This window comes from Sulfitobacter aquimarinus, from assembly GCF_040149565.1.
In the GTDB taxonomy this organism is placed as follows: Bacteria; Pseudomonadota; Alphaproteobacteria; order Rhodobacterales; family Rhodobacteraceae; genus Sulfitobacter; species Sulfitobacter aquimarinus.
Map to the genome: position 1 here is coordinate 274,466 of NZ_JBEFLO010000004.1, position 15,972 is coordinate 290,437.

The following is a 15,972-nucleotide window of genomic DNA, read 5'->3' on the forward strand; positions in this document are numbered from 1 at the left end:
CGGGCTATGGCGCAGCCTGGTAGCGCGTCCGTCTGGGGGACGGAAGGTCGCAGGTTCGAGTCCTGCTAGCCCGACCACGACATACTCAAAACGCTCGCATCCACTCAGGTGCGGGCGTTTTGTGCATCTAAGGTAGACAGCCAGAAGGACAGCCCATGCCCGGTGTAATTCCCAACCAACAGCTTGAGGCGATGATTGCGGATGGTGTGATTTCAGCAGAGCCCGCGATTGATCCTGCGCAAATCCAACCGGCGAGCCTTGATTTGCGGCTGGGCACTGTCGCCTACCGCGTGCGGGCCTCGTTTCTGGCGGGGCATGGCCGGTCGGTTACCGACCGTCTGCAAGAGTTCGAGATGCACCGCATCGACCTGACTCAAGGCGCCGTGCTGGAAAAAGGCGCGGTTTATGTTGTGCCGCTGATGGAGCATCTGGCCCTGCCCGAGGATATGACGGCTGTGGCCAACGCCAAAAGCTCGACCGGACGGCTGGACCTGCTGACCCGCACGATCACCGATGGCGGGACCGAGTTTGACCGCATCACTGCCGGCTACAAAGGCCCGCTTTATGCCGAGATTTGCCCACGCTCGTTCAGCGTTCTGGTGCGGCCGGGGATGCGGCTGAACCAGATACGGTTTGGGACTGGGAACGCAGCCCTCAGCGATGAGGCCCTGCGTGCGCTTCATGCGCAGACACCGCTGGTAAACGGCGATGCGGTGATCGACGAGGGTTTGGGCTTTTCGGTCGATCTGAAGCTGGCGGGGACCACGCTGGTGGGATACCGCGCAAAGCCGCATACAGGCGTGATTGATCTGGACCGCATCGGCGAATACGCGCCGCGTGAATACTGGGAAGAAGTGCACAGCGACAACGGGCAGATCATTCTGGACCCCGGTGCGTTTTATATTCTGGTCAGCCGCGAGGCGGTGACGATCCCGCCCGATTTCGCCGCCGAAATGGCGCCCTATCTGGCGATGGTCGGTGAATTCCGCGTGCATTATGCGGGATTCTTTGACCCTGGCTTTGGCCATGACGCCGCAGGCGGTGCCGGATCACGGGGGGTGTTGGAAGTGCGCTGTCACGAAGCCCCTTTTGTTCTGGAGCACGGGCAAATCGTGGGACGGTTGGTGTACGAGCGGATGATGGAAGCGCCAACGCAGCTGTATGGCGCGGGGATTGCGTCAAACTATCAGGGTCAAGGGCTGAAGCTGTCGAAGCATTTCAAGGCCCCCTGAGGGGCCTGATGGGGGCGCTGCCCCTTTGGCGCTTTGTGCCAATTCACTCAGAGAATTTTTAGCCAGAAAAATAGGCTACATGCGGCCCATGCGGCGGGCTACTTTCATGGCTTGTTTGGCTTGCCTTGCACCCTGCCCGCCGTTCTCGCGTTTGGCGCGGCGTGCGGCGCGGATTTCTTGTTTGCTTTGGCCGTTGTTCACGGCATCGCCGTGGTCATCGGGGCGCGGGCTGCGCATGGCGGCGGCTTTGTTAAAGCCAGCGTCGATCCCTTTATTCAGCAGTTTGCGCATGACCTGCCGGAAAATCATGTTGATGATCTGGTTCATATTGTATCCCTCATGGAGGTTGTTTGTTCCCAGTATAGCGACAATTGCGGCATTTTTGGGGATCAATCCTCAAAAAGTTCGCTTTGGCCTTCGGTGGTTTCAGGCTCGTCCTCGCCATCGCCCGCTTGGGGCATCATGCCAAGCGGCGGACGGTTTTCCAGCAGGCCAGCGGAACGGAGTTCTTTCAAGCCGGGCAGATCACGGGCGTTTTCGAGACCGAAGTGATCGAGGAAACCTTCGGTCACAACGAAGGTGACGGGGCGGCCCGGTGTCATTTTGCGGCGGCCAAAGCGGATCCATTCCAACTCGAGCAGCTGATCGACGGTGCCGCGAGAGACCGAGACACCGCGGATTTCCTCAATCTCGGCGCGTGTGACGGGCTGGTGGTAGGCGATGATGGCCAGTGTTTCGATCGCGGCGCGGGAGAGTTTGCGGACCTCCACAGTTTCTTTTTGCATAAGATAGCCAAGGTCGGCCGCCGTGCGCAGTGCGTAAGCGTCGCCGATCTTCATCACCTGCACGCCGCGCCCGTCATAGCGTTTGCGGACATGGACCATCGCCTCGGCCGCGTCGCATCCATGGGGCATACGGTCTGTCAGGTCTTTGATCGTGACGGGTTCGGCGCTGGCGAAAAGGACCGCTTCGATCATGCGCTCCTGTTCGGCCATTGGCGGGGCCTCAAACAGGCTTTCTTCTTTGTCTTCAATTTCTTCCGACATGATCTTAATCTTTCTTGCGAAGCTGGATCGGCGCGAATGTGTCTGACTGGCGGATTTCCATATGGCCCTCTTTGACCAGTTCCAGCGAGGCGGCAAAGGTGGCCGCGGTGGCCGAGCGGCGTTTGACGGGGTCGCTTTCCCACCCTTCAGGCAGGAAGCTCATCAAATCGCCCCAGTCGCCCGCGTAGCCCATCAAGCCGCGCATCCGCTCCAAGGCTTGCTCCATCGTGAAGACGCTTTCGCGGTCCATCACGAAGGGGCGGAATTCGTCGCGGGTGCGAATGCGGGCGTAGCCTTGCATCAGGTCCAGCAGGGTCGCGGTATAAGTGACGCGGCGCACGCGTTCGACTATTTGTGTCTGGCCACGGGCAAAGAAATCGCGCCCCAACTGGTCACGCGCCATCAGACGCGCCGCCACATCGCGCATCGCGGCAAGGCGTTCAAGTTGGAAAGCAAGGTGCGCAGCAAGCTCTTCGCCGCTGGGGCCTTCCTCGGTCGGGTCGGGGGGAAGCAGCAGGCGCGATTTCAGGAAGGCCAGCCATGCGGCCATGACCAGATAATCAGCGGCAAGTTCCAGCCGCAGCGCCTTGGCCTTTTCCACAAAGGCCAGATATTGCCGCGCCAATTGCAGCACCGAGATTTTGCGCAGGTCCACCTTTTGGGTCCGGCTGAGCGTAAGCAGCAGGTCGAGCGGTCCCTCGAACCCGTCCACATCAACAATCAGCGCCTCTGCGGCGACCCTTTCGGCGATCCGTTCGGCGTTTTGATCAAACAGGTTTTCAGCCATGCAACCCCTCGCCCACAAGCGCTCTAAGCTGCGCGTCGAGGGCGGGAATGTCAATATCGTCGGGCCTCTGGCGGTAGCTGAGCGCACGTTTGGCGCGGCGCTGCGCGGCGTCTGTCATCTCGCCTGCCGCCTGCGCGACCTCGGCGCGTTCCGCCAGCGTGCCGTTGCAATGCAGGATCACGTCACAGCCCGCCGCAATCGCGTCACGGCTGAGATCGCCCAAGCTGCCCGTCAGCGCCTTCATCGAGATGTCATCGGTCATGATCAGGTTATCAAAGCCGATGTCTTCGCGGATCACCTGCATCATGCGCGGGGACAGCGTGGCGGGCGTGGGGTCAATCGCATCGTAAACCAGATGGGCGGTCATCCCCATGGGCGTGTCGCGCAGCGCTTTGAAGGGGGCGAAATCAACGCGGTCAAGCTCGGCGCGATCGGCGTCCACGCGGGGCAGCTCGAAATGGCTGTCGGCGGTGGCGCGGCCATGTCCGGGGATGTGTTTGATTACGGGCAGCACGCCGCCTGCCAGCATACCGTCATTGGCGGCTTGGCCCATCAGCGACACGCTGGCCGCATCGGTGCCATAGCAGCGGTTATACAGGAATTCATGGGTGTTCGGGCCTGCCACGTCGACCATCGGCGCGCAGTTGCTGTCGATACCAAGGGCATAGAGCTCATCCGCGATGAGACGGAAGCGGATGTACATCGCCTCGGCCGCATTGTCGCCTGCGGCTTGCACGAATTGCAGCGGTGGCAACCATTCGCGCCATGTGGGCGCGCGTAGGCGCTGCACGCGACCGCCTTCCTGATCGATGGTGATGGGGGCGTCATGCCCTGCCGCTTCGCGGAAATCATCGCAAAGGGCGCGGACCTGATCGGGCGTGTCGATGTTGCGGGCGAACAGGATAAAGCCAAAGGGCTTTGTGTCGCGGAACAGAGCCTTTTCCTCGGGCGTCAGGCGGTGGCCTGCGGCGTCAAGGATGGTCGCGCCGTAACGCCCGCTCACCGTGTCACCACGGGGATGCAGTCGACGTTTTCAGCAACCAAAGCCGAGCAGAACCGCCGCGCATCGCCGATGTCGTCAAAGCCCATGGCCCGTAGGCGGTAGAAGGTCCGCCCGCCTGATTTGGCTTCCATTACAATGCGTTGCTTGCCCTCAATGAAGGGGGCGAATTGCGCGCTCAACTTGGTCCACTGACTGCGGGCGATCTCGGGGGAGTCGAATGCGCCCAATTGCACGACCCGTGTGCCCGCAGGCACGGAGGCCGCAGCCACGTCCAGACCGGACGAGGTGCTGACACTGGCGCTGGCGGCAACAGGCACGGCGCGGGCGGCGCGTTTGGGACGCAGCGAGGGCCGCAAAGAGACGCGCAGCCCCTCGCCGTCCAGCAATTGCGCGGCTTGGGTTGTGCTGACCGAGGCTGGCACAGGCACGGTTTCACCGTCCAGATCCTCCATCGGGGCGATGCCATCGGTCAACTGCGCGACCAGACTGTCGACAGATCCGCTTTCCAAAGCTGCGGCAACTTCGCGGGCGTCGATGTTCTGCACCGCGGCTTCTTGCACCACTTCGGGCGCGGGCAGCGTTACCGGATCAGGCGTCGCAGGCACGGCAGCCTCTTGCGGGATCAGCATTGGCGCGTCATCTTCGGCCAGATCAATAGGTTGCGGCGCAAGGCGCAGCTCTTGCGTCCGGCTTGCATCGGCACCTGTCACGGCAACAGTATTGACCGACAACCCTGTATGCTGCGCCAACTGGCCACCGGGGTTTTCGGGACGCACACGCATCTCGCCAGAGGCGGCGCGCACAACGGGAATGCCGCTCACGTCCCGCACCAGCAGCTTGTAACCCCAAACGCCAACGCCCACGACCAGCGCAAGCGACACAACCGCCCCCGCTACATTGGTAAGCTTTGTCACCGCGCCTGCGGGTGCCACGGAATATTCAGGATGCACATGCGGTGCAAAGCCCCCTTGGGGGGCGTGTGTGAAATCTGCCATCTCTGCCTCTCTGTCCGCGCAGTACATTGCCGCGCAGATCTGATCGTCGTTTGTGCCTGTGGTGAGCGCTTAGCGCATCTCTTCCGCAGGGGTTACGCCCAAAATACCCAAGCCTGCTGCAATTACAATCGCCACAGCACGGGCCAGCGCAATTTTCGCCTGGGATGTTGCAGGATCGTCCTCTTGGATAAACCGCAACGAGGTCTCGGCATTGCCAAGATTCCAGAACCCGTGCAAATCCCCTGCCAATTCATAGAGATAGAAGGCAACGCGGTGCGGCTCATTGCTGCGGGCGGCGGTTTCCACCAGACGCGGCCATTCTGCCACTTTGCGCAGCAGCGCCAGCTCGGCCTCGTGGTCCAGCCTCGCCAGATCAGCGGATTTCAGCGCCGCGTCAGAAACGTCGATGCCCGCCTCGGTGGCTTTGCGCATGACGCTCGCCACCCGTGCGTGGGCATATTGCACGTAGAACACAGGGTTCTCGCGCGATTGCTCCATCACTTTGTCGAAATCGAAATCCAGCGGCGCATCGTTCTTGCGCGTCAGCATGACAAAGCGGGTCACGTCCTTGCCGACTTCGCGGATCAGATCGCTGAGCAGCACAAAATTGCCCGCCCGTTTGGACATCTTGAATTCTTCACCGTTCTTGAACAGTTTGACCAGCTGCGTCAGCTTGATGTCCAGCGGGACTTTGCCATCCGACAGCGCATGAACCGCGGCCTTCATCCGTTTGACATAGCCACCGTGGTCCGCGCCAAAGACGTTGATCAGCTGGTCATAGCCACGCTCGACCTTGTCGTTGTGATAGGCGATGTCGGGCGCGAAATAGGTCCACGCGCCGTCGTGTTTCTTGATCGCGCGGTCTTGATCGTCGCCGAATTCTGTGGATTTGAACAGCGTCTGTTCACGCGCCTCATAATCATCGGGCAGCTTGCCCTTTGGCGGCTCAAGCGTGCCGTTATAGATCAGCCCCATCTTGTCGAGCTTATCAAGGCAGGCTTCGATCTTGCCCGTGTCATACAGCGATTTTTCCGAGAAAAAGCGGTCCATCGTAACGCCCAGCAGCGCCAGATCATCGCGGATCAGCTCCATCATCGCGTCGGTCGAGAAATCGCCGATGGGTTTCAGCCAGACATCTTCGGGCTGGTCCATATATTCGGTGCCGACCTTGGCTTTCAGCGCCTCGCCCACAGGTTTGAGGTAGTCACCGGGGTATGTCCCATCGGGAAAGGCAACCTCTTTGCCGTGCGCCTCAAGATAGCGCAGATAGACCGAGCGGGCCAACATACCGATCTGCCCGCCGCCATCGTTGATGACGTATTCACGCGTCACATCCCAGCCCGCAAAATCCAGCAATGACGCCAGCGCATCGCCAAAGACAGCGCCCCGCGTGTGGCCCACATGCAGCGGCCCCGTTGGGTTCGCCGAGACATATTCAACATTCACCGATTTGCCGGACCCCAAAGTGCCACGGCCATAATCCGTGCCCGTTTCCAGCACATCCGCCGCCACGCCCTGCCAGACGGCAGGCGCAAGCCGCAGGTTCAAGAACCCCGGCCCTGCCACCTCGGCCGAGGTGATGCGCGGATCATCTGCCAGACGTGCGGCCAGTTTGTCGGCAATGTCGCGGGGCTTCATGCCTGCGGGTTTCGCCAGCACCATCGCCGCATTGGTCGCCATATCGCCGTGGGCCGCATCGCGGGGCGGCTCTGCCGTGACGTTGTCGGTGCTCAGGCCCGCGGGCAGATCGCCAGCGGCGACCATCGCATCAAGCGCGGTCAGGGTCAGGGTGCGGATATCGGCAAAGAGGTTCATCAGTAGGGGCGCTCCGGCGGGAATGGTTTTGCTTCATGTACCACGCGCAGTGGCCGCGTCAATCACAGGCGCAATTCGGACCCGTTGAGCGGCCCGAGCGATCCCGCCAGCAACCCCACCACCGCAGCGCGTGCAGGAGAGATTGCCACATCCGACACATTCACCATGTTCAGCGTCAGCCCGTCACGCCGCAGCGCATGGGCAAATGCCCCCTGCGCCGAAGCCAGCGCCGGTGCCATTGCCCCTGCCCCCACCTCTAACGCTTGTTCGGGCCGTGCCACCACGGTGACGATCTGCCCCTCGCGGGCTGAAAGTGCGGGCATAAACGCCTGCACGATGCCCTGAAGGGCCGCGATGTTCAGGTCAATCTTGTCGGGGTGGCGCAGAGGCATCAGGTTGACCACGGCGTCCAGCCGCGCCTCGCCCCATGCGCGACCCACACGGCGCAGCGCCTCTTCCGGTTCGCCCTTCAGGTGCAACGGCACCGCGGCGCCCATGTGCTTTAGCCCGTCCGCACTGCTATCAGCCGCCACCACCTGCGCGCCACAAGCCATCAACGCCCGCGCCGTACTGCGGCCAAAGCTGCAACAGGCCCCCAGCACGATCACGCGCTTGCCGTGCAAAATGCCCTTGGCCCGTTTGGGCGCCGCTTTTTGTGTCTTTTCTTGCGCATCCAGCATTGTCATTTCCCCCGTTCAGTCCCCGACAGCGCCGCCACCGATCAGCCGCGCATGTTCTTGTAACGCAAAGCGGTCGGTCATGCCCGCGATATAGTCGGCCACAATCCTTGCAAGCATTGTACGGTCTGACCCCGCCGCCGCAATAGCCTTTGCCCAATCGGCGGGCATCAGCGCAGGTTGCGATAGAAACAGAGGGAACAGCCCCTCGACCACGCCCGTCACATCGGCGCGGATCTTCATCACCGCGGGGGCGCGGTACATCTGCGTGAACAAAAACCGCCTGATCGCGCCCAGATCACGCCACATCGTATCCGAGAAACGGATCAAAGGCGCGCCGAAATGGCGGACGTCCTCGACCGATTGCGCACCAGAAGTGGTGAGCAATGTGCGCGATGTCTCGATTACATCCGCCACCATCATGCCGAACACGCGGCGCAGCGCCTCGTGGCGACGGCGGTAGGGATCAAGCCCGGGGTGCAAGCTATCCACTTCGGCAAAGGCGGCCCCCACCAACGGCAGCGCCGCAATATCGCCTTCGGTAAACAGTCCTGCGCGCAAGCCGTCGTGCAGGTCGTGGTTGTTGTAGGCAATGTCATCGGACAGGGCCGCCACCTGCGCCTCGGCGCTGGCGTGGGTGTGCAGTTCCAGATCATGCAGCGCGTTATAATCGGCCAGTGCATGGGGCAGTGTGCCTGTCACGGGCCCGTTATGCTTCGCGATCCCCTCCAGCGTCTCCCACGTGAGGTTCAGCCCGTCAAAGCCTGCGTAGTGCTGCTCAAGCGCGGTTACGATCTTGATCGCCTGGGCGTTGTGGTCAAACCCGCCGTAGGGCTGCATCAACGCATGCAGCGCGTCCTCGCCCGTGTGGCCAAAGGGCGGATGCCCCAGATCATGCGCCAGTGCCACCGCCTCGGTCAGCTCGTCATTCAGGCCCAATGCGCCTGCGATGGTGCGCGCCACTTGGGCGACCTCGATGCTGTGGGTCAGACGGGTGCGGTAGTAATCGCCCTCGTGTTCAACAAACACTTGGGTCTTGTGCTTCAGCCGCCGAAAGGCGCTGGCATGGATGATCCGGTCGCGGTCGCGCTGGAAGCACGAGCGAAAGCTGCTTTCGTCCTCGGGGACACGCCTGCCACGGGCAAGATCGGGGCGGGAGGCGAAGGGTGCGCGCATCGCGGGGTCTCCTTTTACAGGCTGGGGGTGCTTGCAGGCAGCGCCCTGCATTTCTATATTATGCCTGTAGCCCAATGAAAACAGACGGCGGAGAGCCCAAACCATGAACCTGCCCCCCAAAGTGACGTCCCGCGCCTTTGAACGCCTGAGCGAGATCGGTGCCGCAGCGGATGGCAAGGCATTGCGCGTCGCCGTCGAGGGTGGTGGCTGTTCGGGATTCCAGTATGAAATCGCGCTCGACGCGGCCACGGACGATGATCTGGTGCTGCAAGGATCAGGGGAAACGGTTGTGGTCGACAGCGTCTCGTTGCCCTTCCTCGCCAACGCGGTGATCGACTATACTCAAGAGCTGATCGGCGCACGGTTTGTGATCGAGAACCCCAACGCGACATCGTCGTGCGGCTGTGGCACGTCCTTCTCGATGTAGCGCCCCCGCTGGATGGAGAAGCGCGGGGGGCGGACGCTGCCCTTTTACAAAACCAAATCTCCCTGCCCGCCCGCACAGCCTGCTTGCCCCCTTGCGCCAATTGCGCGATAGCTGGGGGCATTCCAGATAACCCGCGGAGCATTGCCCCATGAAGATCGCCACATTCAACATCAACGGCATCAAGGCCCGTATCAACGCCCTGCCGGAGTGGCTGGATGATGCGCAACCCGATGTGGTGCTGATGCAAGAGATCAAATCCGTAGACGAGGCCTTCCCCACAGAGGTGTTCGAGGAGCGCGGCTATAACGTCGAGGTGCATGGGCAAAAGTCGTTCAACGGCGTGGGCATCCTGTCCAAACTGCCGCTGGAAGACGTAACACGCGGTTTGCCGGGGGACGATGCCGACGAACAGGCGCGATACATCGAAGCGACAGTCGTGGGAGAGAACCATTCCGTGCGGCTATGCGGTCTGTACCTGCCCAACGGCAACCCCGTTGAGCTGGAGGAAGACGGCAGCCCCGTGGCCGGCGGCAAATACGCCTATAAACTGGGCTGGATGGAACGCCTTCGCGCCCGCGCCGAGGAGTTGCTGGCCGAAGAAACACCGTTTCTGATGGCGGGCGATTATAACATCATCCCCCAGCCCGAAGATGCCGCGAACCCGAAATCATGGGAGGGCGATGCGCTGTATCGCCCCGAGAGCCATGCGAAATGGCGCGCCTTGCTGAACCTTGGTCTGACGGAAGCGTTTCGCGCCCGCACGCCTGGCCCTGGCCACTACAGCTTTTGGGATTATCAGGCGGGCGCGTGGAACCGCAACAACGGCATCCGCATCGATCACTTCCTGCTGTGCCCCTATACTGCTGACCGCCTGATTGACTGCCAGATCGACAAGGACGTGCGCGGGCGGGACAAGCCCTCCGATCACGTCCCTGTCTGGGTTGAACTGGACCTTTAAGCCGCCTCGTTTTTCATGCGGGTGACGTCGATGCAATCGGCGGTAGCCTCGGCTGTGGCCGCAGACAGGGTCCAGCCCAGATGCCCGTGACCGGTGTTATAGAACACGCCCGGTTTTGACCCCGGCCCGACCTTTGGCAGCATCGACGGCATCATCGGGCGCAGGCCCGCCCATGGTACGCAATGCTCAGTTTCGACTTGCGGAAAGAACGTCTCGCACCAGTTGCGCAGCGGCTTGATCCGGTTGTCGCGAATATCGAGATTGTAGCCGTTGAACTCGGCCGTGCCTGCAATGCGGAAGCGTTTCTGCCCCAACCGCGAGGTCACGATCTTGGCCTCGTCGTCCAGCAGGCTGACCCACGGGGCCGCTTTCTGTGAGGCCTCATCCTCAAGGTTCACGGTGATCGAATATCCCTTGACCGGATAGATGTTCACACGGTCGCCAAGGCTGGCCGCAATGGCGCGGGAGCCGACGCCTGCGCAGACGACAATTCCGTCGAAGGTTTGCTGAGTGTCGGCACCGTCCTTGCTCCAGCTCAGGCGCACGGCCTCGCCGGTATGTTTGTATTCGGACACGTCCGTTTTATAGCAAAACTTGACCCCCATCGCCTCACACCCTTTGGACAGCGCACGGGCATAAAGGTGAATGTCGCCGGTAAAATCGCTTTCGGTATAATAGCCGCCCAAGGTCTTGGTCTTGAGCGCAGGCTCGATCCGCGCCACCTCGTTTGCGTCCACCTCGCGGCGCTCAAGCCCCGCCTGCCCCAGCAAGTCGTTTACGCGGCGGGCGTGGTCGAACTCGGCGGCGGATTTGTAGATGTGCAAGATGCCGCGCTTTTCCATATCGAAGTCGAACCCGACCTCGCCCGCAAAGCGCAGCAGGTGCTTGCGTGCCTCGATCGCCATTTTGGCGGTGGCGATGGTGTTGGCCTCATAGTCGGGGATATTGCCCATAAACTCGGCCATCCAGCTTAGCTTGTGCCAGCTGGGGCGCGGGTTCACCAGCAGCGGCGCGTTGCTGTCCATCATCCATTTCAGACCTTTGAAGACCGTCCCCCAACGGGTCCAGACCTCGGCATTCGAGGCGCTCAACTGGCCACCATTGGCAAAGGATGTCTCCATCGCGGCATAGCGGTTGCGGTCAAAGACCGTCACATCATAGCCCCGCGAGGCCAGCGAATAGGCGGTGGTAATGCCGGTGATACCGGCCCCGATTACAGCGATTTGGGTCATGGTCATGCTCTCGTTGTCAGACGCGATGGATCGGACAGGGACACCAGCACCAGCGCGGCGTCCATGTCCCCATCTGTCGGTTGACCTGAGAGCTTCACCCGCGTCCTGCGGGCTTTCTCCTTCGGTGGGCCTGTTGCGTGTGTGCAGACCACTCTCCAGATATACAACGTCCGCTTGCGCGGAGCCTCGCACGGTTCATGTGCCTGAGAGTTTCCGGGGCGTTGCTCCTTCGGCGGCAGCGTCTTGCTGCGCTCTCCCATACGAGTCGCATCGTATGGGTTTCGTATAGGAAACAGCGCCCCTCAAAGCAAAGGAAATGTGCAGCAGTTTGAATTTAGTTTGGCGCCTGAGGTGCCGCGCCTTGGCGGACGCAAAGGCAGCTTATCACAGTTGGTGCCACGGCACGCTGTCAAAGGACTGCGCGTATATCAGCTTGGTTTTACTGGCTGCTCGGTAAGGGTTTGTCGGCTGGCCGCAGGGCGGTGGCTCGCCGATCAGCGCATATTATTCGCGGACATGCGGGTCATGGAATGCAATGTCCCGTCGCCGTGCGGCGGCGAGCATTTTTTGCTTCTTGGCTTGCGCGGAGCCGACTGCTCAAAACGCGCATCGCAAACACGACCAGCGCTGGGTGGTCATGGTGCAGCTGTTGACGCTGACCCTGTTGCAAGAATTCACATCACAGATCTAGGTCAGCGTTTTCACGTCGGTATGCAGGTACTTTTTATGCCGTCGCCCTACCCGCTTTGCCTGTGTCCCTCTTGATCAGCAGGACCAAAACCACGGCCACTACCCCGCTCACCAGCGTCGTGACCAAACCGGGAAAGCTGAACGCAAATCCCGCCACGGCAAGCGGCAGGCGCAGCACATGGCGGACCCTGCCGAACCCGATCAGATACCCCTCCAAACCACCGGCCAGCAGGGTGATACCGATCAGGATCGAAGGAAGCACGTAAATCAAAGGCGTCAGATCGCCTTGCAAGACCAGCGCAGGTTGGAACATGAAAAACAAGGGCACGAAGTAAATCACGATCCCCAATCGCATCGCGGTAATCGACGTCTTCATCGGCTTTGCTCCGGCGATGGTCGCAGCCAGAAACGCCGCTGCCCCCACAGGTGGGGTGATGACCGACAGCATGGCGTAGTAGACGATGAAAAAGTGAACCGCGATGGTGTTAAGGCCACCAATCTCGATAATCGCAGGGGCGAGCGTTACGGCCAGGAAAATATAGGCCACGATCGCCAGACCCGCCATGCCCATGATAAAGCAAGCCAGCACACCCAAGGCGATGATCAGGTAAACATTATCCCCTCCCAAAGCGACGAGGCCAGACGTCATGGAGCCCGTCACACCCGTAATGGTCAGCGCGCTGACGACAAAGGCGATCGGCATGATGATGGCCGCAGTCTGCGTGACCAGCATGCCGACCTGCCGCAGAGTCTCGACAAAGCGTTTGGGAGTCATCATCGTTTCACGCTGAAGGAAGCTGAGGCAGATCATCAGCGCACTGGCGTACCAAGGCGCGTAGTATTCCCAGCGCATCCACAGCAATCCCCAGACCAGAAAGATCATGACGATCAGAAACGGCCAGCCGCGCTTTAGAACGTTGCGCGCCGACGGCAGGTTTTCGGGCGCAGCACCAACAAGGCCGTTGCGCGCGGCATAAGCGTCGATTTGCATAAGCAGGCCGAAATAGAACAGAAAAGACGGCAAGATCGCCGCGATCATGATCGTCGCGTAATCCACACCGATCGTGATGGCCATGACAAAGGCGATGGCCCCCATCACCGGCGGCATCACCACCCCCCCCGTCGAGGCACAGGCTTCGATAGCGCCTGCGTAATGGGGCGGGTATCCCGCTTTTTTCATGGTGGGAATGGTGATCGAGCCTGTGCCCGCGATGTTCGAGAAGATCGACCCCGAAAGTGATCCGAAAAAGGCGCTCGCGACCACGGACACTTTGGCAGAGCCACCGCGGTATTTGCCGAAACCCGCATTGGCAATATCGATAAAGAATTGCCCGGCACCCGTTGCGATCAGCACCCCCGCAAACACCAGAAAGCCGAGGACGATTTCGGCCACGATTTTCGTGGTGATGCCCATCAAGCCTTCGGTCCTGAAAATATGCGCTTCGATCATACGCTCGAAGGTGTAGGGAATGCCCATCAGCAGCCCCGGAAAGAAGTCCGCGACAAGCGGGTATAGGCCCAGTAAAAACACGACCAGCAAAAAGGGTAGCCCGCCCGACCTGCGCGCAATCTCAAGCATCAAGACCCACAGCACTGTGCCCGCGTAGACGTTGGTCCAACCCGCTTGAACGATCTCCCACGCATGCGTCGAGAACCAGAAACATACGCTTAGCGCCACGATGGCCGCGATCCAGTCGTAGATGGGCACCGAGGTCTGGTGTGCACGTGCGGGCAAGGCGATAAATGACGCAGCCAGAAAGATGCCGATAAACACCCAGTAATATTGCCCTTCGATCAGGCGCTGCCCTGCGATCGGAACGCCAAAGGCATAGGCCAGCCCAAGCGCGATGCCCCCCGTACAAAGGAGGATGAATGCGACACTCGTGAACGAAAATAATGTGCCGAGCCGACCCAGCTGTACCGCGTCGTCATCGCTGAGATTTGGGGCTGCAATGGTTGGAGAGTCTGACATGTCGTGATCCTGAATTTAATGATCTGGAGGCGCATTCGGAGAAGGCGGCGGAGCGAACGATCCGCTCCGCCGGTTACGCTTTTAGGCGCCGATCACAGACGCGAACGGAACGGTTGGAGATCTTTGGTATGTTCGGCCATGAGGTTCAGGAACTCTTCATTTTCGAAGTTGATTTCGATCCCTTGCTCCATCGCGGCTTTCATACCGGCCTGACGTGCCTCTACCCATGCGTCCATCTGCTTGATCGCGGCACTGTTCCATGCGTCGTCTTCATCGCTCCATTGACCGATCTCGCGCAGGTATTTCACCGTGCCCTCGTGTACGGGGATCGGGTTGGCGTTCAGATAGGAACGGAACAGCTCAACCGACATGCGCGACGCAAGGGCGTGCGTGCCTTTGTACGCGTCATAAGACTGATGCAGCCATTTCGCCATGTTATAAGCAAAGTCCACATCGGCGGTCACAGGAACCGCGTAGACGAAATTCGACGTCATCGAATCAACACCGTTTGCGGTTTTTACGCCCATGGAAATTGTGGAAGGGATCGTCATCCCGCGGAAATTCAGAAAGCGGCTCCAGCCTTCCTTGTTGGCGGGGTCCATCGGCAGCCAGCGGATGCTGCCCGGGGCGCCTTCCATTTCGGACAGCACCGACGAGATCGGCGAGCAATACGCCACATCGGACTTGCCCTCGACAACCGAGCGGCAGTTTTCACCGTAGCTGGACGCAGGTACGTATTCGATCTGCTCTTGTGCTTCTTCGGGCGTCAGGCCGATAAAGCCGGGCAAGGCCTCGGTCACAACCGAGACGATTGCGGGCGAAAAGACGCCCTCGGTGACGCGCACACCGCCTTTGCCGATATCTTCGAGTGACTTGATTTCGGAATCGCCTGCTACGACAAAGCCCCAAGGGGTATCGTTGTGATGCCACAAAATACGCTGGGGTATGGCCCGCGCCGAGGCATACCCGCCGACACCTTCGGTTTGAGACGCCATCTCGGCGGCGGAAACGGATGCAATCGCAACGTCTTCACGCTCGGTCAGCCGTCGGTTGCGCATCAATTCGCTGTCTTCGGGAACAATGCGAACGGTGGTGCCTGTTTCTTGCTGAAAGATCGGACCCCAGCCGTTCGTCGAGGCAAAGCTGCCAGTCGATGTGCCGGGCGTTGCAATCACCATCAGGCGCGGCCAATCGTATTCCTGAGCCTCGACCCCATGTGACAGCCCGGTCGCCAGAGCGGCTGACGCTACGGCAACCTTTGCAGACATTAGAAACTTGTTCATTCACTTCTCTCCCTATTTATCGTTTTTGAAGCTGCCGGAAAAATAAGACCGAAAGATATTCCCGGATGCGCAAGCATTCACAGGATCTTTCCCAAGCAGATTTTCCGTCCCAGCATGGCCGAAAGGCAGCAGAAAAACCTGCCCCATTCCACGGTCGGACGCTTCCTCCCGAAGCGTTCCACCCAACCATAAGGTGAGTTAAGCGCAATTTGTCACGGATGCCAATACCGCACATCGGAACTTTGTTCCGCAAGTTGACGGCGTCTCAAATGTAATTGCGTTGCAGCAAACGCACTGACTGCCTTGTTTTTACGAGTGACACGGCGGTTGTCGACGTTCGCGGTACAGGGTTCACTTGGCGATCTTTTCTAGTCAGAGCACCCTTTCCGGTTGCATTCCAGACAGCAGCCAAGCGTTAAAAGCACGCCCCGGTCTTGGGGAGGTTTATCCTTCCCTCTACAACGATTGTATAGTGAACCATAACTTTCACAACTTTCGACCCAAGATTCATATTTTTATGGCAGCTGAAATTTATCGTATCGATTATGGAAGCATCAGATTCACTGGATAGAAGCATCGGATTCACCAGTTTTCCTCGTTTTTCAGATTTTCCCAAGAGACTGCGCTTGGCGATCTCTTTGGTCCGTTTATGGCGACCCTCTTCAGGAAAAGGCTGAGT

At 60.2% G+C, this 15,972-nt stretch carries 15 protein-coding genes, 1 tRNA gene and 2 riboswitches; of the genes, 4 read left to right on the forward strand and 12 right to left on the reverse strand.

Annotated features, from left to right (window positions below; translation table 11 throughout):
• Together ABMC88_RS10735 and ABMC88_RS10740 are read left to right on the forward strand one after the other, a co-directional pair.
• A tRNA-Pro gene (locus ABMC88_RS10735) sits at positions 1–77 on the forward strand.
• Between the two features lie 78 nt (positions 78–155).
• Complete coding sequence (locus ABMC88_RS10740; RefSeq protein WP_349576882.1) at positions 156–1,232, forward strand: 2'-deoxycytidine 5'-triphosphate deaminase; 1,077 nt, start codon at positions 156–158, stop codon at positions 1,230–1,232.
• Between the two features lie 75 nt (positions 1,233–1,307).
• On the opposite strand, the gene ABMC88_RS10745 is transcribed toward ABMC88_RS10740, so the two are convergent.
• From ABMC88_RS10745 to ABMC88_RS10780, 8 genes are all read right to left on the reverse strand, one after another.
• Positions 1,308–1,559, reverse strand: coding sequence for a hypothetical protein (locus ABMC88_RS10745; protein ID WP_349576883.1), 252 nt, complete (start codon positions 1,557–1,559; stop codon positions 1,308–1,310).
• Positions 1,560–1,621: 62 nt separating this feature from the next.
• Positions 1,622–2,278, reverse strand: a complete 657-nt coding sequence (gene scpB / locus ABMC88_RS10750) for an SMC-Scp complex subunit ScpB (protein WP_349576884.1) — start codon at positions 2,276–2,278, stop codon at positions 1,622–1,624.
• A gap of 4 nt (positions 2,279–2,282) precedes the next feature.
• Positions 2,283–3,065: a segregation and condensation protein A gene (locus ABMC88_RS10755; protein WP_349576885.1), complete on the reverse strand. Its 783-nt coding sequence runs from the start codon at positions 3,063–3,065 to the stop codon at positions 2,283–2,285.
• A complete protein-coding gene (gene nagZ, locus ABMC88_RS10760) occupies positions 3,058–4,068 on the reverse strand; it encodes a beta-N-acetylhexosaminidase (protein WP_349576886.1) in 1,011 nt (336 codons plus the stop codon). Before nagZ ends, ABMC88_RS10755 begins: the two co-directional genes overlap by 8 nt.
• Complete coding sequence (locus ABMC88_RS10765) at positions 4,065–5,063, reverse strand: SPOR domain-containing protein (RefSeq protein ID WP_349576887.1); 999 nt, start codon at positions 5,061–5,063, stop codon at positions 4,065–4,067. Before ABMC88_RS10765 ends, nagZ begins: the two co-directional genes overlap by 4 nt.
• Positions 5,064–5,132: 69 nt before the next feature.
• On the reverse strand, positions 5,133–6,878 hold the full coding sequence (argS, locus tag ABMC88_RS10770; RefSeq protein WP_349576888.1) for an arginine--tRNA ligase: 1,746 nt from the start codon (positions 6,876–6,878) through the stop codon (positions 5,133–5,135).
• A 62-nt stretch (positions 6,879–6,940) separates the two neighbouring features.
• Positions 6,941–7,558: an SDR family oxidoreductase gene (locus ABMC88_RS10775; RefSeq protein ID WP_349576889.1), complete on the reverse strand. Its 618-nt coding sequence runs from the start codon at positions 7,556–7,558 to the stop codon at positions 6,941–6,943.
• Positions 7,559–7,573: 15 nt separating this feature from the next.
• Entirely contained in the window at positions 7,574–8,731 is a 1,158-nt protein-coding gene (locus ABMC88_RS10780) for a deoxyguanosinetriphosphate triphosphohydrolase (RefSeq protein WP_349576890.1), read from the reverse strand.
• 103 nt (positions 8,732–8,834) lie between these two features.
• Here ABMC88_RS10780 and ABMC88_RS10785 point away from each other — a divergent pair, with 103 nt between their 5' ends.
• Positions 8,835–9,158 carry a HesB/IscA family protein gene (locus ABMC88_RS10785; protein ID WP_349576891.1) on the forward strand — a complete coding sequence of 108 codons (324 nt, stop codon included), beginning with the start codon at positions 8,835–8,837 and terminating at the stop codon, positions 9,156–9,158.
• A 148-nt stretch (positions 9,159–9,306) separates the two neighbouring features.
• The gene (gene xth, locus ABMC88_RS10790; RefSeq protein WP_349576892.1) at positions 9,307–10,116 is read left to right on the forward strand and encodes an exodeoxyribonuclease III; all 810 of its coding nucleotides are present in this window, start codon (positions 9,307–9,309) and stop codon (positions 10,114–10,116) included.
• On the opposite strand, the gene ABMC88_RS10795 is transcribed toward xth, so the two are convergent.
• The 4 genes from ABMC88_RS10795 to ABMC88_RS10810 form a co-directional block, all read right to left on the reverse strand.
• Entirely contained in the window at positions 10,113–11,348 is a 1,236-nt protein-coding gene (locus ABMC88_RS10795) for a D-amino acid dehydrogenase (RefSeq protein ID WP_349576893.1), read from the reverse strand. The genes xth and ABMC88_RS10795 overlap by 4 nt on opposite strands.
• A gap of 63 nt (positions 11,349–11,411) precedes the next feature.
• Positions 11,412–11,517, reverse strand: a riboswitch (glycine riboswitch).
• A 12-nt stretch (positions 11,518–11,529) separates the two neighbouring features.
• Positions 11,530–11,617, reverse strand: a riboswitch (glycine riboswitch).
• Positions 11,618–12,072: 455 nt separating this feature from the next.
• The gene (locus ABMC88_RS10800) at positions 12,073–14,010 is read right to left on the reverse strand and encodes a TRAP transporter permease (RefSeq protein ID WP_349576894.1); all 1,938 of its coding nucleotides are present in this window, start codon (positions 14,008–14,010) and stop codon (positions 12,073–12,075) included.
• 92 nt (positions 14,011–14,102) lie between these two features.
• The gene (locus tag ABMC88_RS10805; RefSeq protein WP_349576895.1) at positions 14,103–15,293 is read right to left on the reverse strand and encodes a TAXI family TRAP transporter solute-binding subunit; all 1,191 of its coding nucleotides are present in this window, start codon (positions 15,291–15,293) and stop codon (positions 14,103–14,105) included.
• Positions 15,294–15,708: 415 nt separating this feature from the next.
• Positions 15,709–15,972 (reverse strand): hypothetical protein (locus ABMC88_RS10810; RefSeq protein WP_349576896.1); only part of this gene is annotated, 264 nt, incomplete at its 5' end.